Here is an 18,148-nt window from a genome sequence, read left to right as displayed (position 1 = left end):
GAGCGGTGGCGCGTGCCTCCGAGTGGCCGCCGAAGGCGGCCGCGAGGAGCACGCGCGAGGGACGCCGCGAGCGACCGCAGGGAGCGAGCGGCGAGGCTGGGGAGGCGTGAGGTGTGGGGCGGTCGCGGGCGGGTGGGACTCGAAGGGGCAGTCGCGAGGCGGGCAGAGGCGACGGAAGCACCGCAGGGAGTGAGCGAAGCGAACGACCGAGGAGCGCAGCGAGCGTCTGCCCGCCTCGCGACTGGGGCTTCGGTGGTGTCCGTATCGATCGGCTGTTTATAAATAAAACAGCCATCGTACAGCCGAGCGACTGGGGCTTCGGCGGTCTCCGTGCCGGTCACAGAGTCATCCGAGTAGTACTGATCGGTCGAACCATCAAGCCCTCAGTCGTCGGCGTCGGGGAACGGCACCTCGATCAGGTCGCCGTCGTCGGGGAGGAGACACTTGCCGTCGAACGCCTCGCGAGCGTCTCGAAGGATCGGGCTCGGGTCGGCGGCGTAGCGCGAGGAGATGTGGACCAAGGCGAGCCGCTTCGCGTTCGCACGGTCAGCGATCGACCCCGCCTCGCGGCCGGTGGAGTGGGCCGTGTCGCGGGCGCGGTCGGCCATGTCGTCGGCGAAGGTGGCGTCGTGGATGAGCAGGTCGGCGTTCTCGGCGGCCTCGACCGTCGACTCTCGCGGGCGCGTGTCCGCGGTGTACACCAGCTTGCGGCCCGGCCGCGGCGGGCCGACGACCTGCTCGGGCTCGACGACCGTCCCGTCCTCGGCCTCGACGGGCTCGCCCTCGTGGAGGCGCCCGAACTTCGGGCCGACGGGGACGCCGAGCGCCTCCGCCTTCGGGCGGTCGAACCGGCCGGGACGGTCGTCCTCCGCCAAGACGTACCCCTGCGATATCGTGCGGTGTTCCGTTTCGAACGCGCGAACCGCGTACTCGTCGGTCTCGTAGGCGACCTCGCCGGGGGCGACCGGTTCGATCCGGACCGGGAACGCCGGGTCGTGGCCGACCGCGTGGACGAGGTCGCGGAGGTGGTCGTCGGTCCCCGGCGGGCAGTGGACCGTCAGCGGGTCGGTGCGGTCGTTGAACCCGAGCGTCTGGACGAGGCCAGGGAGGCCGAGGACGTGGTCGCCGTGGAGGTGCGAGACGAACACGCGGTCGACGGCGAACCCGGTGCCGCTGCGCATCATCTCGCGCTGGGTGCCCTCGCCGCAGTCGAAGAGGAAGCGGTCGCCCTCGCGGTTGACGAAGACGGCGCTCGCCGCGCGCTCGACGGTCGGGACGGCGCCGCCCGTCCCGAGGAAGGTGACGCGAAGAGACATGCCCGCTCGTCGGAGCGCCGTTTGTAAACCGGTGTCGATGCGGGAGAGCGGCGGTCGTCTCGGCCTCGCGGAGAGTCGGTCGACACCCACATGAGTCCGGCCGCCCGAGGGCGACCATGCGAGATCCGATCGCCGCCTTGGTCAGACAGGAGGGGTGGCGCGCGGAGGGCGCGGCCGCCCGCGTCCACTACGAGGGGGGTACCGACCGCTACGCGGTGGAGTTCTACGCCGAGACGGGCCACGTCCTCTACTGGGCCGTCCCGACCGACGACGACGAGGGCGGAACGGCCGCGCCGGTCCCGCGCGACGGCGTCCCGGATCCGCTCCGGCGGCGCGTCCGGGAGGACCTCGACGAGGCCGAGATCGATCCCGACGTGGAACGGCGCGACCTCTGAGGCCGTCCGGCGCGGAGGAGCCGGTCCGGTTCCGGTGCGCGCGCCGATCCTACCCCGACCCGACCGGAGACGTTTATGCCGTCGACCGCGCTCCGGAAGGCGATATCACCCGATCGACCGCCCGTTAGCGGCGTTTTCTGCCGATGTATTTCGGTTCGAAGGAAACCTATTTGCCGCCTTACCTGATACCACTTTGTGATGAGTGGCGTCGAATGGGAGGAAGACGATCCCTTCGAGGAGCAGCGGGACAAGATCGAGAATCCGATGAAGCGGCTGTTCTTCGAGTACGGCCGCGACTACGTCCCGCAGGTGACGGTGGGCGTCCTCGCCAGCGTCTTCGCCCGCCTGCTCGATCTGCTTCCCCCGCTGATGCTCGGGATCGCCCTCGACGCGATCTTCCGCGGCGAGGCCCAGTTCGCCGAACAGATCCCGCTCGTGCTGCTGCCCGACGCGTGGCTCCCGACGGAGCAGGCGGCGCAGTTCTGGTTCACGATCGCGGTGCTGGCCGGTGCGTTCGCCTTCGGCGCCGGCTTCCACTGGGTCCGGAACTGGGGATTCAACGCCTTCGCGCAGAACATCCAGCACGACGTCCGAACCGACACGTACGACCAGATGCAGCGGCTCAACATGGACTTCTTCTCGGACAAGCAGACCGGTGAGATGATGTCCATCCTCTCGAACGACGTGAACCGCTTGGAGCGGTTCCTCAACGACGGGATGAACTCCGTGTTCCGCCTGTCGGTGATGGTAATCGGGATCGGCGTCCTCCTCTTCTGGATCAACTGGCAGCTCGCCTTGGTCGCGCTGCTTCCCGTTCCCGTCATCGCCGGGTTCACCTACCTGTTCATCAAGATCATTCAGCCGAAGTACGCCGAGGTGCGGTCGACGGTCGGCAAGATGAACTCCCGGCTTGAGAACAACCTCGGCGGCATCCAGGTGATCAAGGCGGCCAACACCGAGTCCTACGAGTCCGACCGCGTCGACGACGTCTCCTTCGACTACTTCGACGCCAACTGGGACGCCATCGAGACGCGGATCAAGTTCTTCCCCGCGCTCCGCGTGCTCGCGGGCATCGGCTTCGTCCTCACGTTCATCGTCGGCGGGCTCTGGGTGTTCCAGGGGCCGCCCGGCCCGTTCACCGGCGAGCTCTCCGAGGGGATGTTCGTCGTGTTCATCCTCTACACGCAGCGGTTCATCTGGCCGATGGCGCAGTTCGGGCAGATCATCAACATGTACCAGCGCGCCCGCGCCTCCTCGGCGCGGATCTTCGGGCTGATGGACGAGCCCTCGAAGCTGGAGGAGGACCGCGACGCCGAGGAGCTCGTCGTCGACGAGGGGCACGTGGCCTACGACGACGTCTCCTTCGGCTACGACGACGAGACCATCGTCGAGGACATCGACTTCGAGGTCGAGGGCGGCGAGACGCTGGCCTTGGTCGGCCCCACCGGGGCCGGCAAGTCGACCGTGCTCAAGCTCCTCCTCCGGATGTACGACGTCGACGAGGGGGAGATCCGGATCGACGACCAGAACGTCGGCGACGTGACGCTACAGTCGCTGCGCCGGTCGATCGGCTACGTCGGGCAGTCGTCGTACCTGTTCTACGGCACCGTCCGCGAGAACATCACCTACGGCACGTTCGACGCGACCGACGAGGAGGTCCGCGAGGCCGCCGAGGCCGCCGAGGCCCACGACTTCATCCAGAACCTCCCGGACGGCTACGACACGATGGTCGGCGAGCGCGGCGTGAAGCTCTCCGGCGGCCAGCGCCAGCGGATCACCATCGCGCGCGCCGTGTTGACCGACCCGGACATCCTCATCCTCGACGAGGCGACCTCCGACGTCGACACCGAGACGGAGATGCTGATCCAGCGCTCGCTCGACCGGCTCACGGAGGATCGGACGACGTTCGCGATCGCCCACCGGCTCTCGACGATCAAGGACGCGGACACGATCCTCGTGTTGGAGGGCGGGAAGATCGCCGAGCGCGGCACCCACGACGAGCTGCTCGACAACGACGGGCTGTACGCGCACCTCTGGGGCGTTCAGGCCGGCGAGATCGACGAGCTCCCGCAGGAGTTCATCGACCGGGCGCAGGAGCGCACCGCCCGGATCGTCGAGGACGCGGAGAGCGACGACGACTGACCGCGACCGCGGTCGACCGGGCGGGACGATTCAGGAGCGCCCGAGCGTCACCGTGGAAGTTCGGTCCACTCGTCCGCGGGCGCCTCCGGAGACGCGTCGGCGTGGCCGAGCGCGTCGAGGACCGCCTCGCGGACCTCCGACGGGTCCCGGAACTGCCTCTCCTCGCTCCCTTCGAGCAGGCTGTCGAGCCGCGCCGTCCCCGTCGGAGTCTCCAGTGTCGCGGCGCCGTACTGCTCTATCAGCTCCGCCGCCGTCACCGGGTAGCGGTGTTCGCGGAGCGCCCGCTTCAGCGGGCCGAACGTCACGGCGGGAGCCGAACCGTGCGCCTCCGGGTCGTGTTCCGCGTTGTCACCGCTCATGCGGTCGCGATCCGCGGGGAGGGGCATAATACCTCGGGAGCGCCCGCGTGCCCGGCTACCCCCATTCGGGGTCGATCGGCCGCGGCGTCGACGGTGACCGCCGCCTATACGACGCCGGCCGCCGAGGCCTCGGTATGCGCCTCAGCGAGGTCACGTGGACCGACGTCCGCGACGCCGACGTCGACGTCGCGTTCCTCCCGGTCGGCAGCACGGAACAGCACGGGCCGCACGCCCCGCTCGGCACCGACGCGCTGAACGCCGTCGCGGTCGCGGAGGCGGGGGCCGACGCCTACGAGTCGGCGGCCTCGCTCGGGGCCGCCGACGCGGAGCGCGGCGAGGTTGCGGTCGCGCCGCCGGTCCCGGTCGGCGTCGCCGAGGAACACCGCGCGTTCGACGGGACGATGTGGGTCTCGCCGGAGACGTTCCGGGCGTACGTCCGGGAGGCCGCCGAGTCGCTGGTCACGCACGATGTCGATCGCGTCGTGTTCGTCAACGGCCACGGCGGGAACGTCGAGGCGCTCGCGGAGGTCGCCCGGCGGTTCTCGCGCGACGACGCCCACGCGGGGTACGGCGTCGCGTTCACCTGGTTCGAGGCGGTCGGCGAGCACGCGGGCGACATGGGTCACGCCGGCCCGCTGGAGACGGCGCTGCTTCGCGCGACGAACCCCGAGCTGGTCCGGGAAGAGCGGGTCGAGGCGGCGAGCGCGGGCGCCGCCGACCGGTGGGGCGAGTGGGTGTCCGGGGTGAACCTCGCGCACGACTCCGACGAGTTTACCGACAACGGCGTGGTCGGCGACCCGCGTGAGGGGGACGCAGAGCGCGGCGCGGAACTGCTCGACCGCGCGAGCGCGTCGCTCGCGGAGCTGGCGGCGGCCGTCGTCGACCGCGACGCCGCTTAAAAAGAAGCGCGGCGCGGGAGCTACTCCTCGTCCTCGTCGTCCGCGTCGTCCGCCGCGTCCTGAAGCGCCCCGCGGATCGCGGGGACGGTGCCGGTGAGCGAGGCCACCTCCTCGGCGGCGTCCTCGATGTCGCCGACGAGCGACTCCAGTTCCTCGATCTCTTCTTTTAAATCGTCGGCGTCCTCGAAGGCGTCCGCGCGCTCGCCGAGGACGTACGCCTTCTTCGCCGAGCGCACGCTGTCGACCGCGTCGCCGGCGTCGAGGGCGGACTTCAGCCCGTTGAGCGCGCCGAGGACGTTGTCCGCGTCCGTCTCCCACACCGCGTCGGGGTCGGGGAGCTGGTCGCGCGCCGCCGCGAGGTGCTCTTCGACCTCCGCGCGGGTCTCCTCGGCCGCCTCGCCGAACAGGTCGTCGTCGTCGAACGTGGACTGGCCCATACTCGGACCGTCGTGCCCGCACCTTTTAAAAACGTGCCCGAAAGCGGAAGTGAAATCGGCGGTGAGACGGAGTCCGTCGCCGGATCGGTTGGCTCTCACGTTCAGTTTCGGTCCGCCGGGGCGGCCGGCGGACCGGGGACCCGCGGTCACTCGGCGGCTCAGATCCGGACGAGCAGTTCCACCGCGATCAGCGTCACGAGGAGGCCGAGAACGCCCGCGAGGACGGCGAGCGTCCGAAGCCGTTCGGCCACCGCGTCGGCGTCGGGCGTCGCCGCGAGGAGGGCCGGGCGGTCGCGGGTGTCGGCGTCGCCGTCGGTGTGGGGGTCGGGGTTCGACACGGAGCGATCTCGGTCCGCGAGGGCCGTTAAACCGACTATGAGGGGGAAGTACCGCTATTGAGCGCTCCGGAGGTCATCCCCGGTTCCACGACGCCTCCTCGAAGTCGACGATCCGCTCGTCGCGGTCGAGCGCGTCGATCCGGGCGATCTGATCGTCGGTCAGGTCGAGCTCGCGGGCGGCCCAGTTCTCCTCGACGTGGCCGGAGTCGGCCGCCTTCGGGATCGGCGCGACGCGCTCCTTCGAGAGCAGCCACGCGAGGCTCACCTGCGCCGGGGTCGCGTCGTGGCTCGCCGCGATCTCTCGGAGGACGTCGACGTCGGCGACGCGGTTGCGCGCGATCGGCGAGTAGGCGACGAGCCAGTGGCCGTCGTCGACCGCATACTCGCAGAGCCGCTCCTGTTGGAGCAGGGGGTGACACTCCACCTGGTGAGCGAACACGTCGTGGTCCAGTCGGTCGATCGCCTCGTCGAGCTGGTCCGGTTCGAAGTTCGAGAGGCCGATCCGGTCTATCACGCCGTCGTCGACGAGGTCGTCGAGCGCGGGCAGCGTCTCCGCGGGGTCGTAGCTGGTCAACAACCCCACCCTACTTCGCTCACCCTGACGGGTTCGCTCGTTGAGGGAGGGGCTTGTCCGTGAACTCAGCCTCGAACCCGTCCGGGTGGGCGGTGAACCCGCCACTTGGCGTCACCGTTCCAGACTTCAGGGCGAGTTGACTGTCGCCCGTCCGCCGAGACGACTGTTGGCCTCGACGGACATACCGCATCCCGATGTTCTTCGCCGCGTTGTAATCCGCGTTCGCTTCCGACTCACACTTCACGCACCGGAACTCCGTGCGAGTTCGGCGGTTCTCGTCTGCCGTGAATCCACACTCGGCGCACCGTTGCGATGTGTACGCCGAACCAACTTGCTTCACGGAGATGCCGACTGCTCCGGCTTTGTACGCCACTTGCTCGTACAGCGTTCGGAACGCCCACTTGTGCCCCCACGACGCACCCGTTCGCTCGCGGATGTCAGTCAAGTCCTCGAACGCGATCACGTCGCACTCGTATCGAAGTGCTTCATCCACAATCGCGTTCGACGCTTGGTGAACCACGTCACGAACGTATCGTCGTTCGCGTCCACTTGATTGTTCGAGCGTTCTGTGGGCGCTTCGCGTGCCTGTCTGTTGGAGTCCCGCACGGACTTTCTCGAACTCGCGGAGGTTGTGTGAGAGTTCGCGCCCACTGATGAATCGTGCTGTGCTGGTGACGGCGAGGTTTTCAATACCGAGGTCGACCCCGAGAACCGTTCCGTCCTCGGCGATATCTTGCTCAGTGTCGGTCTTGGGTCGGCGGAAGCCGATGTGTAAAAAGTAGTCGCCGTCACGAGCGGTGAGTGTGCTTTCCGTGACGCTCCACTCATCGGCGTCGAGGTACTGCCGTTGGTAGCCATCCTCGGCTTCAGGGAGCGCAAGTTCACATCGGACGCGGCTCTCCGTCGTGGAGAGTGACACTGTATCGTCATCGAACAGCGTCATCGTTCGAGTGTCGTACGTTACCGTGGGTGCGGTGAACGTGGGTTTACTGGCCTGCTTGCCGTTCGAGTGGCGTTCGAGACAGCCGGTGATGGCTTGTGCGGCTTGGTGGGTGGCGAGAATCGCGTGCTGACTACCGAGGTCGGTTTCTTCGCGCACGTCGTCGTAAGCGAGGGGTTGGACGTCGCTCTTGGCGTTACACTTCCCCCACGCCATGTCCGTGGCGAGTTGGCACCCACGCTTCCACTCGGAGATGGTTTCCTCAAGCAACTCGCGTTGCTCATCGTCTACCGAGAGGCGAGTGATTGCCGTCCGACGCACGTAGTCGTCTGCCACGTATTCAATGTGTATTAGTGGCTATTTATAATCTGGTGGTTGTGACAGATACGAACGCGCTCCTCCTCTCCCTACTCGCTCCCTTCGGTCGCTCCTTGCGGAAGGGGACTCCGCGCTACCGCTTCAGTTGATCGGCCAGTGGACGTACAGCAGGTCGATCGAGTCGACGCCGAGCCGGTCGCGGCTGGCGCGCGCGGTCTCGACCGCGTCGTCGTACGAGAGGTTGTCCGTCGAGAGCTTCGTCGCGACGAACAGGTCCTCGCGGTCGACGTCGCCGCGGTCGATCCCCTCGCCGACCGAGGCCTCGTTGTCGTACCCCTGTGCGGTGTCGACGTGGCGATAGCCGGTCTCGATCGCGTGCGCGACGCCGGCCGTACACTCCTCGCCGTCCGCCAGTTTGTACGTCCCGTACCCGAGTCGGTCGAAGGTGCTCGCCATGTTGTCGCGTGCGGACGGCGACGCCCTCAACGTACCGGTCGCCGAGCGAACCGCGAGACCGACTTCGAACGGGTCGCTCCGCCCGAGAATCCTGCGTCGTTTTTAAGAACCCTCCGAGAGTCGGGAGACGTATGTCAACGAAAGAAGTCTCGCTGCGGAGCACGATCGGCGGCGTCTCGGTCGAGGGGAAGCTACACACGCTCAGCGTCTGGTTCATCCTCGCGCTGCGGCTGATGATCGGCCTCGCGTTCTTCCAGAGCGGGCTTAGCAAGGTCCTCAGCGGCGAGTTCAGCGCCGCGGGGTACCTCCAGAACGCGCCCGCCGCGAACGGGAGCCCGGCCGCCGGCCTGTTCGCCGCGATGGGGGAGAACGCGCTGTTCGTCGACTTCGTGAACGTCGCGGTGCCGTGGGGCGAGGTGCTCATCGGGCTCGGCGTGATCGTCGGCCTCCTCACGCGGCTCGCCGCGTTCTGGGGCGCGTTCATGATGCTCCTCTTCTACCTCGGCAACTGGGACATCTCGCACGGCTACATCAACGGCGACTTCGCGTACATGCTCGTGTTCCTCTCGGTCGCCGCCTTCGGCGCCGGGCGGATCCTCGGGCTCGACTCCTTCGTCGAGGAGTACGACGTCGGCGGCCGGCCCCTCGTCGAGCGGTACCCGTGGACGCGGTACCTCCTCGGGTAAGGGACCAGCTCCTCAGGTGAGGGGCCGTCCCCTCCCGCGCTGACGGCCGGTTCCGCCGCGCATCGTGTTATCAGACGTAATATTCGGGGAGCAGTTATTATCCCGATACGATCCCTGTCGATCGGTACACATGCAAGCGGGATCGTCCTCCGGCATCCGGTCGAGTTACGGCGCGAAGCTCGCGCTGTCGCTGATCGGGGTTATGGGGGTTTCAGTTTCATACGGTGTCATCGTCTACCTCCGCGCGGAGGAGGCCGGCGCCGCGGGCGCAACGGTGCGCTCGGGGCTCGTCGGGATGACGCTGTTGACGGTGATCGGGCTCGCGCTCATCGGCGTCACGGTCGGATCGAACACGGTCATCTCCCTGCGGCAGCTCACGGCCAAGGCCGAGCGGATGGCCGAGGGGGACCTCGACGTGCGACTGGAGACGGGCCGAACAGACGAGATCGGGCGGCTGTTCCGGGCGTTCGACGAGATGCGCGGCTCGCTGCGCTCGGAGATATCCGACGCGGAAGCGGCTCGCGAGGAGGCGGAGCGGGCGCGACGGGAGGCCGACGCGCGCGCCGAGACGGTCGAGCGGAAGGCGACCGAGTACGAGTCGGCGATGCGGGCGCTCGCCGACGGCGACCTGACCCAGCGGGTCGACTCCGACGTCGACAACGAGGCGATGGCGCGCGTCGGCGTCGCGTTCAACGAGATGGCCGACGAGTTAGAGGGGACCGTCGCGTCCGTCGCGACCGTCGCCGAGGACACCGCCGACGTGGCCGGGACCGTCGACGACCGCACGGAGGACCTGCGAGCGACGACCGGGACCGTGAGCGAGGCGGTCTCGGAGATCGCCGAGGGCGCGCGCACCCAGCGCGACGACCTCCAGGCGGCGACCGACGAGGCCGAGAACCTCGCGTCGTCGGCCGAGGAGGTCGCCTCCACCGTCACCGACGTGGCGGAGACCGCAGAGCACGCCGCCGAGGTGGGCGAGGAGGGCCGCGAGGCGGCCGAGGAGGCGCTGGCGGAGATGGACGCGGTCGAGGAGACGACCGCGGAGACGACCGCGGAGGTCGAGGCGCTCGCCGAGGAGGTCGAGGAGATCGGCGAGGTGGTCGACACCATCTCGGAGATCGCCGAGCAGACGAACCTGCTCGCGCTGAACGCCTCCATCGAGGCGGCCCGCTCCGGCGCCGACGGCGCCGGCTTCGCGGTCGTCGCCGAGGAGGTCAAGGCGCTGGCCGAAGAGACCCAGGAGTCGGCCAGCGAGATCGAAGCCCGGATCCGCTCCGTCCAGGAGCGGGCGGAGACGGGCGCGGACGCGATGGCGCGCACCGAACAGCGGATCTCCGCCGGCGTCGACACGGTCGAGACGTCGATCGACGCCCTCGAACGCCTCGCGGAGGCCTCCGAGCGCACCGACACGAGCATGACCGAGATCACCCGCGCGACCGAGACGCAGGCGGACTCCGTCGACGCGGTCGTCGGCCACGTCGAGGACGTCTCCGCGATCAGCGCGCAGACGGCCAGCGCGGCCGGCGACGTCACCGGCGCGGTCGACGAACAGGAGCAGACCCTCGGGGCGGTCGAAAACGCGGCCGGGTCGCTCTCCGACCGCGCGCTCGCGCTGCGCGACGCGGTCGACGACTTCGAGTTCGCGGCCGAGGACGGCCTCGGCGCCGCGAGCGGCGGAACTGGCCGGGGGACCGCGGGCGACGGTACGGCCGCGGTCTCCGACGGGGGGACCGCGGGCGGCGACGAGACCGAGTTCGACTTCTCACGCGCCGACGGGAGGGGCGACGACGCGGCCGCCGAGGAGGGGGTGAACTGAGATGCTCGTCGACACCGCCATTTGGGCGTGGATCGGCGCCCTCGCGATGGGCGCGGGCACGATACCCCCGCTGTGGGCGTGGGTCTCCCGGTCTTCGGAGGCCGACGAGTCGCACGCGGTCTACTACGGCACCCTCGCCGGGGTCACCGGTATCGCGGCGATCGCGTACCTCCTGATGGCGCTCGGGTTCGGCGCCGTCTCGCTGTCGGCCGGGGAGCTCGACGTCGCCCGGTACGTCGACTGGCTCCTGACGACGCCGCTGCTGCTCTTATACCTCGGCCTGCTCGCGCGGCCGTCGCGGCGCGTGCTCGCCGGGCTGATCGGCGTCGACGTGGTGATCATCGCCGGGGGTATCGCGGCCGCCGCGACGACCGGGACGGTCTCGTGGGTCGCCTTCGGCGTCGCCGGGGCCGCGTACGTCGCGCTCGTCTACGGGCTCCTCGTCTCGCTCCCGCGGTCGGCCTCGGCGGAGGGCGACCGGGTCCGCGCGGTCTTCGGCACCCTCCGGAACATCACGGTGGTGCTGTGGACGCTGTACCCGGTCGTGTGGCTGCTCGCGCCGACCGGCTTCGGCCTGCTGACGCCCGCGACGGAGATGCTCGTGTTCGTCTACCTCGACGTCGTCTCGAAGGTCGGCTTCGTCGTCGTCGCGGTCGCGGGCGCCGACGCGCTCGACCGCCTCGGCGCCGACAGCGGGCTGGGTGACGGAGACGCGTTCGTCGCCGCCGACTCCGGGACCGAAGAGCAGACGACCGTCCTCGGCGACGACTGAGCCGCGGGGCGGTCCCGTTCCCCGCTACTTCTTCACTCTCCGTCCGCGACCAGGTCCTCGTAGCGCGCGCCGGTCTGTTTCAGCGTCTCGGTCGAGTAGAGGCGCTCGTGGGCGAAGGGGAGGTGGTCGGCCGCCAGCTCGTCGATCTTCGCGTCGACGGCCTCGGCCTCGCGGCCGTGGATCATGGTGAACATGTTGTACTCCCAGTCCTGGTCGGGCCGGCGGGGGCGGTGGTAACAGAGGGTGACGTACGGGAGGCTCCCGACCGCCTCGCCGCGCTCGTCGAGCCGGTCGTCCGGGACGTTCCAGACCACCATACAGTTGTTCGTGAACCCGGTGACGACGTGGTTGACGATACAGCCGACCCGCTTGATACAGCCGTCCGCGAGCAGGCGCTCGACCGCCGCGAGCACCTCGTCGACGGTCGGGTCGACGCCGGATCCGCTCGCGCCGATCTCGCTCGCCACGTCGGCGTAGGGGGTCGCCGAGAGCGGGAAGCCGTCCTGAATCGCTAAGAGGAGGTCGGCTTCGAGGGGCGTGAGGTCGCCCCGGGCGTCCTCGGAGATGCGGGTGGCGGAGACGTCGGTCTCGTCGAGCGACTCGCGCGCGAACCGGTCCGCGTTGACCACGGGAAACTCTAAGTCGATGTAGTAGTCCGTCAGCATGGGGAGCGCCAGCACCTCGCAGCCGGTTCGCTCCTCGATCTCGTCGAGGATCTCGTCGCGCTTCTCGCGGGAGCCCGCGGTGACGACGAACCACTGGTTCCACTCGTGGTCGCGGCGGTAGTTGTGGTTCACCTGTCGGTAGCCGTTGATGACCTCGGCGACCTCGTCGAAGCGGTCGTCAGGGGCGCGCACGGCCGCCAGCGTCGAGGAGCCGATGACGGGCGGGTTGAGAACCGCTCCGAACCGGCGGAACACGCCGCGATCGCGCAGGTCGCGGACGCGGTCGAGGAGCTCGTCGGCGTCGACGTCGATCCCCGTCTCGGCGCTGATCTCGCGGGCGACCCGCTCGAACGGGCGCTCCTCGACGGGGAAGCCGCTCTGGTACTCGTCGATGAGGGCCGCGTCGACCGCGTCGACGTCGGCCCGCCAGTCGGCGTCCAGACTCATTACGCGGGTTAGGGGACCCGCGTACGTACGGGTTTCGGAGGGTCGTCGAGCGTCAGCGGGACGCGTGTCGTTCGGTAGGCCGTGGGGTCAGTTGTCCGCGGGAGCGTCGCCCGGCGTCGGGGCGAACGCCCGGGCGCTCTCTTCCAGCTGCGCCGTCGAGCAGCCGCCGACGGTCGCGGCCTGTTCGAGCGTCAGCGTGCGGGAGCGGTACAGCGTGAGCGCGGTGGCGACGGATTTGGACGTCATCGGGTACAACCAGTCAGTAGATGGACGAACATATAACTCTGACGCTATTTAGAGGGTGTTACAGAATATGAACAGCTCGGTTTTGTACGTTCGTATCTTATTCTGTGTCAAAAAGAGACGTTCGTCTTGTTAAGGTGTGTGATCGTGTGTCACGCAACCGGCGCGAGCCGCCGGCTAACCGGTGTTCGTCGCTCGCGCGCGCCGCGAACGGGGACGGAGGTCAGTCGCCTCGCTCGTAGTGCGCCACGGGAACGTGGTCCTCGTCGTCGCGGAGATGGTGTGTCAGGGTGAGATCGCGGACCGCGAACCCGAACTCGATCTCGCCCTCGTACGCGACGGCCGCGGGACCGTCACAGCCCGCTTCGGTCTCCGCGGCCGCGATCTCCACGACCGCGAGTCCCTCGTCGGGCGACGAGGTGAACACGCTCGCGTCGAGGGCGACGCAGTCGACCGGCGCGGCGAACCGCCCCTCGATCCGCGCGGTCCGGTCGGCCACCTCGACGGTCGCGTCGTGTTCGGGGTCGTCGACCCGCTCGGTCGACTGGACTGACACGGTCGCTGCCGGGAGGTCGTCGCGGAACGCTCGCCCGAGACAGCCGGAGGCGCCGCCGAGCGCGAGCGCGGAGCCGGCGAGGACCGCTCGCCTCGTCGCTCGGTATCGGCGTTCGACCGCGGGGCTTCGACCCGAGCCGTTCGGGGCTCGATCGGTCACGATCCGTCCCGCGGCGGGGCGAAATAAATATCTTCTGCGCCCGTACTCAGTCCGATCCGGTCCGTCCCCTTCCCAGCGCCCGGGAGCCGAACGGGGGACTTTTCGTTCGGAAGCCCGAACGAAACGTATGGCTCAGGCGACCCAGGAGTTCGGCGACTGGCCCCTCAAGCGGCTGATGACCGAGGTCTGCGGCTCCGGCCACAAGTCGGCCGACGACCTCACGCGCGCGCAGGCGACCGAGGCGTTCGAGCGGATCCTGGCGGGCGAGCCGGACCCGACCACGCTCGGGGCGTTCTGGCTCTCCAACCGCTGGAAGCGGAACACGCCCGAGGAGCTCGGCGCGTACGTCGACGTGATGTGCGAGCGCGTCGAGTACGCCGAACCGGACGTCGACCCCGTCGACTGCGGCGCCAACTACGACGGGAAGGGCCGGACCGCCATCCTCGGCGTCGCGGCCGGAGCGGTCGCGGCCGCCGCGGGCACGCCCGTCGTCGTCCACTCGGGCGACCGCGTCCCCACGCAGAAGCAGGACTCGTACAAGCACGTCCTCGACGAGTTGGGCGTCCACACCGAGCTGACGCCGTCGGACTCCGCCGACATGGTCGACGAGACCGGCTTCGGCTTCTACTACCAGCCCGCCTTTAACCCCGCCATCGACGACCTGTTCGACCGCCGCGACCAGATGGGCGTCCGGACCTTCGTCAACACGGTCGAGACGCTGGCGAACCCCGCGGGCGCCTCGACGCACCTCGGCTCCTTCTACCACCTCGCGTTCGCGAAGAAGGTGGTCGACACGTTCGTGGAGAGCGAGTTCCACGACCTCGACCGCGTCCTGATGTTCCAGGGCATGGAGGGGTACGACGACGTGCGCCCCGGCTACACGAAGGTCGCCGAGTGGGACGCGGCGGGCGGGGCTGATGGCGGCGCGAGCGAGGGCGATGCCGAGGCGGCCGGCAGCGAGGGCGCCTCCTTCACCGACTTCGAGATCGAGACCGCGGAGTACGGGATGGACCTCGAAGAGGCGGACCTCGCGGTCGACGACGTGGCGGCCGAGTCGGCCGAGATCACCGAGGCGGTGTTGGCCGGCGAGCGCGACGGCGCCTTCGCGGACGCGGTCGCGGTCAACGCCGCGCTCCGGATCTACGCGGGCGAGGACGCGGACTCCATCGAGGAGGGTCTCGACGCGGCTCGCGAAGCCATCGACGACGGCTCCGCGTACGAGGTTCTAGAGGAACTGCGGGAGTTCTGAGAACCGTCGCGTCTGCGGATATCTGTTTTTAATCGTCGCTCTCTGGTGACGGGTCGAGGTAAGCGATCAGGGCGCTCGCGACGCGCTTCGTGAACTCGTCCGTGACCGTTCCTTGTACACCGGCGACGTGAATATCGTCTTTCAGCGTCGCCACCGACCACGGCAGGACGTGGCTCTGCGCGTTCGGCTCGCCCCGGACCCACGCCTTGCTCGGGACCGAGAAACTATCGCGGTGGTGTGATTGCGTGGTGAACGCGACCGCGATCGATTCCTCGTTTCGATACGGCAGGCGCTCGGCCGACACGACCAGCCACGGTCTGGGGTTCCCATCGCCTTGCTTGAACGGGTCAGGGGCCCACACGACATCGCCTCGCGACGCCATCTACGCGTCCCCGTCGTCACGCTCTTCGATGGGGTCGACCGCGGCCTCCATCCACGCGTCGACCTCCTCGTCGGAGAAGCCGCCGTCTCGCGCGTCGGCCGCGGCGGCGCCGAGGCGAGCCGCGGATGCGGTCGCGTGTTCGGCGTCTGCGATCTTCCAGTATCGACCGCGGTGAGTGACGAGTCCGTGCCGTTCGAGGCGCTTGAGGGTGGGTCCGACGCTGCCCTTCGGGACGTCGACGCCATCGACGATCTCTCGCTGGCGGAACGCCTGATCGGCGTTTTCGAGGAGGAATCGGTGTATCTTCCCCTGCGTCGTATCCGGTTCGAGGTCCACTGTCTCCTCCTGCTCGTCGATCGTTTGGAAGTCGTCTGCCGAGATCGGCATCGTGTGTATCGGATTGTATCTGATTGTATTAAATCTCATCGGCCAATTGTGATCGAACCAGCCGATAGGTGAGAAGCGGGTAGTGCGAATCAACAGGGGAAATGTAGACGAATCCCAGCCGCTCATTTATAAAGGAGTGATAGCGGATCGGCGGCGAACACCGCCAAAGCCCCAGCCGCTCGTTTATAAATCGCTGCCGGTGGCTCCGTGACGAACTCCTCCAAAGCCCCAGTCGCGAGGCGGGCGCACGCTCGCTGTCGCCCGAAAATCGGAGATTTTCGGGATGACGAGAGAGCAAAGCTCTCTCGAACCACGCTCCTCGTCACTCGCTTCGCTCGTTCCTGCGGTGTCGCCGGCGGCGAAGCCGCCGGCTTTCCGTGGCGCGTAGCGCCACGCTACTTACGTCGCCTGCGTCCGCCTCGCGGCTGCCCCTTTGAGTCCCGCCCCGCACAGCACCGCCCCGCGCCTCACGCCTCCCCAGCCTCGTCGCTCACTGCGTTCGCGACTCCCTCGCGCGTGCTGTCGCCGGCGCTCCGCGCCGGCTTCCAGAGGGACCTTCGGTCCCTCGCGGCTCGGCCGCGGGGCGGCCTCGCAGGCACGCGCCACCGCATCAGTTCTTTATAAGTATTCGTCGAGACGCAGTCGATTCTTTATAAGTCGCGGTCGGGCGCCGGCGGCATCGCCCGCTTGTGGGCGCTGCGCTCGTAGAGGTCGACCACGCGGTCGACGGCTTCTGCCGGGACGTCGAGTTCGCGGACCGTCGCCGCCCGCGAGAGCCCGCCGTCGACGTGGACCGCGAGGATGGCGTCGACGGTGTCGTAGTCGAGCCCCATCTCCTCGGCGTCGGTCTGTCCCTCCCACATGCCCGCGGTCGGCTCCTGCATCACCAGATCGCGGTCGACGCCGACGTGCGCGGCCAGCTGGCGGACCTGCTGTTTGTAGAGGTTCCCGATGGGGTTGCAGTCGACCGCCTGGTCGCCGTACTTCGTGTAGTAGCCGGTCATCGCCTCCGCGCGGTTGCCGGTGCCGAGGACGACCCGGTTCTCCGCGTTGGCGACGAAGTAGTTCAACACGGCGCGGGTCCGGACGTAGACGTTTCCCGCGGCCGTGCGGTCGTCGGCCGCCCCCGGGACGGCGTCGAAGAAGGCCTCCGCGATCGGCTGGATCTCGACCACGTCGTACTCGATCCCGAGGTCCTCGGCGACGCGCTCCGCGTCGCTCATCACGTCCGGGTCGTTCACCGACGAGGGCATCGTGAGCCCGTGGAGGCCGTCCTCGCCGAGCGCCTCGACCGCGAGGTGGGCGGTGAGCGTCGAGTCGATCCCGCCCGAGAGGCCGAGGACCGCGCCCTCCGCGCCCGCGTCGTCGACGACGTCGCGGACGAACGAGACGACGCGCTCGCGGGTCGCCGCCAGCTCCTCGTCCGAGAGGCGGAGGTCGAGCGGGGGGTCGTCCGACAGCAACACCGACTGCTCCGAGCTCTGGCTCATGGGCGGATACAGGTGCCGAGGCGACTAATACCTCCCCGTCGGCGCCGGGAACTGGACGCGCGTCGGGTTCTACAGCAGTCCTTCCTCTTCGGCCAACAGCAGCCCTTCCAGCGTCGCGTCGTTCGTCGGCGGCTCGCGGGCGATTTCCAGCGCCTCGTCGACCGGGACCGACCGCGGGGCGAGGAACTCGTTGCTGTCGTGGTCGACGTCGACCGGTTCCAGCCCCTCCGCGAACACGTAGCCGCGCGTGTGACGCAACACGCCGGTCGAACACCACACCTCCTGGAGCAGCGACGTCGACGACGGCTCGAAGCCGGTCTCCTCGGCGAGTTCGCGCACGCCCGCCTCGGTGTAGGACTCCCCGGACTCGACGATCCCGGCCGGGAGCTCCAGCTGGGTGTTCCGGACGGTGGGCCGGTACTGCTCGACGAACAGCACCCGGTCGTCCGCGACCGCGACGATCACCGTCGCGGGCGACAGCTCGGCCCAGTAGTACTTCTTCTCCGTCCCGTCGGGCTGCTCGACGCGGTCGTAGCCGCCGACGAACCACCCCTCGTCGTACTCGACGACGACCTCCTTCACCGGCCACTCCGGCTCGCCCGGCAGCGAGTGGTTGCGGCCGTCCGAGAACGCCGGCAGGTCGCGGAGGTCGGCGGCGGGGCCACCGGGGTCGTCGGGGGCGTCGCGCGCGTCGGAGTCAGCGTTCTCGCGCGTCACGGGCGGACCACCTCCGCGTGGTACACCTGACCGTCGCGGCGCACCCGCACGCCGGTCTCCGTCGAGGCGTTCGGCACCTGCCGGGTGAGCGCGTCCACCTCGTCGAACGGGGTGTGCGTGAACCACTCCTTCATCCCGTACGGGCCGGTCTGGTACCCCGCGGAGCGCCCGTCCTCGCTCTCTATCGCGCCGATAAGGAACGGGTACCGCCGGTCGGAGACGTTGTTCACGTCGGCGGCGGTGCCGTTCGTCTCGATCGGCTCGACCGTGAGGTAGTACGGGTCGCCGCTGCCGAGGTAGCTTGGGAGGGCGCCGAGCGCGAGCAGCGCGACGACGACCAGGGCGATGGCGATGAAGACGTTCCGGGTGACCCGGCGCATAGTCGAAATTGGAGCCGGCGGGGAA

Annotated in this window: 20 protein-coding genes and 2 pseudogenes; 7 read left to right on the top strand and 15 right to left on the bottom strand. The window is 68.9% G+C overall.

Going from position 1 to position 18,148, the window contains the following annotated elements; translation table 11 throughout:
• Positions 1-383 precede the first annotated feature (383 nt).
• On the bottom strand, positions 384-1,316 hold the full coding sequence (gene rnz, locus DVK07_RS00625) for a ribonuclease Z (RefSeq protein WP_121595240.1): 933 nt from the start codon (positions 1,314-1,316) through the stop codon (positions 384-386).
• Positions 1,317-1,432: 116 nt separating this feature from the next.
• On the opposite strand from rnz, the gene DVK07_RS00620 reads away from it, so the two are divergent.
• Both DVK07_RS00620 and DVK07_RS00615 read left to right on the top strand, forming a co-directional pair.
• Positions 1,433-1,711, top strand: coding sequence for a hypothetical protein (locus DVK07_RS00620; RefSeq protein ID WP_121595239.1), 279 nt, complete (start codon positions 1,433-1,435; stop codon positions 1,709-1,711).
• Between the two features lie 198 nt (positions 1,712-1,909).
• The gene (locus DVK07_RS00615; protein WP_121595238.1) at positions 1,910-3,853 is read left to right on the top strand and encodes an ABC transporter ATP-binding protein; all 1,944 of its coding nucleotides are present in this window, start codon (positions 1,910-1,912) and stop codon (positions 3,851-3,853) included.
• A gap of 47 nt (positions 3,854-3,900) precedes the next feature.
• On the opposite strand, the gene DVK07_RS00610 is transcribed toward DVK07_RS00615, so the two are convergent.
• Positions 3,901-4,239 (bottom strand): DUF5789 family protein, encoded by a 339-nt coding sequence (locus tag DVK07_RS00610; RefSeq protein ID WP_199719387.1) that lies wholly within the window; start codon positions 4,237-4,239, stop codon positions 3,901-3,903.
• Positions 4,240-4,346: 107 nt separating this feature from the next.
• Between DVK07_RS00610 and DVK07_RS00605 the strand changes: the two genes are divergently transcribed.
• Positions 4,347-5,111 (top strand): creatininase family protein, encoded by a 765-nt coding sequence (locus DVK07_RS00605; protein WP_121595236.1) that lies wholly within the window; start codon positions 4,347-4,349, stop codon positions 5,109-5,111.
• Between the two features lie 20 nt (positions 5,112-5,131).
• On the opposite strand, the gene DVK07_RS00600 is transcribed toward DVK07_RS00605, so the two are convergent.
• The 5 genes and pseudogenes from DVK07_RS00600 to DVK07_RS00580 all read right to left on the bottom strand — a co-directional run.
• On the bottom strand, positions 5,132-5,548 hold the full coding sequence (locus DVK07_RS00600; RefSeq protein WP_121595235.1) for a DUF5790 family protein: 417 nt from the start codon (positions 5,546-5,548) through the stop codon (positions 5,132-5,134).
• A 158-nt stretch (positions 5,549-5,706) separates the two neighbouring features.
• Positions 5,707-5,886: a hypothetical protein gene (locus DVK07_RS00595; RefSeq protein ID WP_121595234.1), complete on the bottom strand. Its 180-nt coding sequence runs from the start codon at positions 5,884-5,886 to the stop codon at positions 5,707-5,709.
• Positions 5,887-5,959: 73 nt separating this feature from the next.
• Positions 5,960-6,493, bottom strand: a pseudogene (locus tag DVK07_RS00590) (aldo/keto reductase); the annotation flags it as partial.
• Complete coding sequence (locus DVK07_RS00585) at positions 6,480-7,736, bottom strand: RNA-guided endonuclease TnpB family protein (protein WP_121595233.1); 1,257 nt, start codon at positions 7,734-7,736, stop codon at positions 6,480-6,482. The gene DVK07_RS00585 and the pseudogene DVK07_RS00590, both read right to left, overlap by 14 nt.
• 126 nt (positions 7,737-7,862) lie before the next feature.
• Positions 7,863-8,174 (bottom strand): annotated as a pseudogene (locus DVK07_RS00580) (aldo/keto reductase); the annotation flags it as partial.
• A gap of 131 nt (positions 8,175-8,305) precedes the next feature.
• Here DVK07_RS00580 and DVK07_RS00575 point away from each other — a divergent pair.
• The 3 genes from DVK07_RS00575 (at position 8,306) to DVK07_RS00565 (ending at position 11,448) form a co-directional block, all read left to right on the top strand.
• Positions 8,306-8,860, top strand: a complete 555-nt coding sequence (locus tag DVK07_RS00575; protein ID WP_121595232.1) for a DoxX family protein — start codon at positions 8,306-8,308, stop codon at positions 8,858-8,860.
• A 130-nt stretch (positions 8,861-8,990) separates the two neighbouring features.
• Positions 8,991-10,676: a methyl-accepting chemotaxis protein gene (locus DVK07_RS00570; protein WP_121595231.1), complete on the top strand. Its 1,686-nt coding sequence runs from the start codon at positions 8,991-8,993 to the stop codon at positions 10,674-10,676.
• Between the two features lies 1 nt (position 10,677).
• Positions 10,678-11,448, top strand: coding sequence for a bacteriorhodopsin (locus DVK07_RS00565; RefSeq protein WP_121595230.1), 771 nt, complete (start codon positions 10,678-10,680; stop codon positions 11,446-11,448).
• Positions 11,449-11,480: 32 nt separating this feature from the next.
• Here DVK07_RS00565 and DVK07_RS00560 read toward each other — a convergent pair whose 3' ends face one another.
• The 3 genes from DVK07_RS00560 to DVK07_RS00555 form a co-directional block, all read right to left on the bottom strand.
• Positions 11,481-12,560: an Lrp/AsnC family transcriptional regulator gene (locus tag DVK07_RS00560; protein WP_121595229.1), complete on the bottom strand. Its 1,080-nt coding sequence runs from the start codon at positions 12,558-12,560 to the stop codon at positions 11,481-11,483.
• 87 nt (positions 12,561-12,647) lie between these two features.
• Positions 12,648-12,806 (bottom strand): hypothetical protein, encoded by a 159-nt coding sequence (locus tag DVK07_RS23170; protein WP_199719385.1) that lies wholly within the window; start codon positions 12,804-12,806, stop codon positions 12,648-12,650.
• Positions 12,807-13,026: 220 nt separating this feature from the next.
• On the bottom strand, positions 13,027-13,518 hold the full coding sequence (locus tag DVK07_RS00555) for a hypothetical protein (protein WP_121595228.1): 492 nt from the start codon (positions 13,516-13,518) through the stop codon (positions 13,027-13,029).
• Between the two features lie 127 nt (positions 13,519-13,645).
• Between DVK07_RS00555 and DVK07_RS00550 the strand changes: the two genes are divergently transcribed.
• Positions 13,646-14,767 (top strand): anthranilate phosphoribosyltransferase, encoded by a 1,122-nt coding sequence (locus DVK07_RS00550; protein ID WP_121595227.1) that lies wholly within the window; start codon positions 13,646-13,648, stop codon positions 14,765-14,767.
• A 28-nt stretch (positions 14,768-14,795) separates the two neighbouring features.
• Here the strand turns inward: DVK07_RS00550 and DVK07_RS00545 are convergent, their stop codons facing one another.
• From DVK07_RS00545 to DVK07_RS00520, 5 genes are all read right to left on the bottom strand, one after another.
• The gene (locus DVK07_RS00545) at positions 14,796-15,149 is read right to left on the bottom strand and encodes a type II toxin-antitoxin system PemK/MazF family toxin (RefSeq protein ID WP_121595226.1); all 354 of its coding nucleotides are present in this window, start codon (positions 15,147-15,149) and stop codon (positions 14,796-14,798) included.
• Positions 15,150-15,536 (bottom strand): winged helix-turn-helix domain-containing protein, encoded by a 387-nt coding sequence (locus tag DVK07_RS00540; RefSeq protein WP_199719383.1) that lies wholly within the window; start codon positions 15,534-15,536, stop codon positions 15,150-15,152. It abuts the gene before it with no gap.
• A 650-nt stretch (positions 15,537-16,186) separates the two neighbouring features.
• Complete coding sequence (locus DVK07_RS00530) at positions 16,187-17,026, bottom strand: NAD+ synthase (RefSeq protein ID WP_121595224.1); 840 nt, start codon at positions 17,024-17,026, stop codon at positions 16,187-16,189.
• Between the two features lie 69 nt (positions 17,027-17,095).
• Entirely contained in the window at positions 17,096-17,743 is a 648-nt protein-coding gene (locus tag DVK07_RS00525; RefSeq protein WP_121595223.1) for an NUDIX hydrolase, read from the bottom strand.
• On the bottom strand, positions 17,740-18,123 hold the full coding sequence (locus DVK07_RS00520) for a hypothetical protein (protein WP_121595222.1): 384 nt from the start codon (positions 18,121-18,123) through the stop codon (positions 17,740-17,742). Before DVK07_RS00520 ends, DVK07_RS00525 begins: the two co-directional genes overlap by 4 nt.
• Positions 18,124-18,148 lie beyond the last annotated feature (25 nt).

The organism is Halorubrum sp. Atlit-26R (assembly GCF_003666015.1).
Lineage (GTDB): Archaea > Halobacteriota > Halobacteria > Halobacteriales > Haloferacaceae > Halorubrum.
Note: the sequence above shows the minus strand (reverse complement) of the source record. Positions and strands in the feature narration are given on the sequence as shown.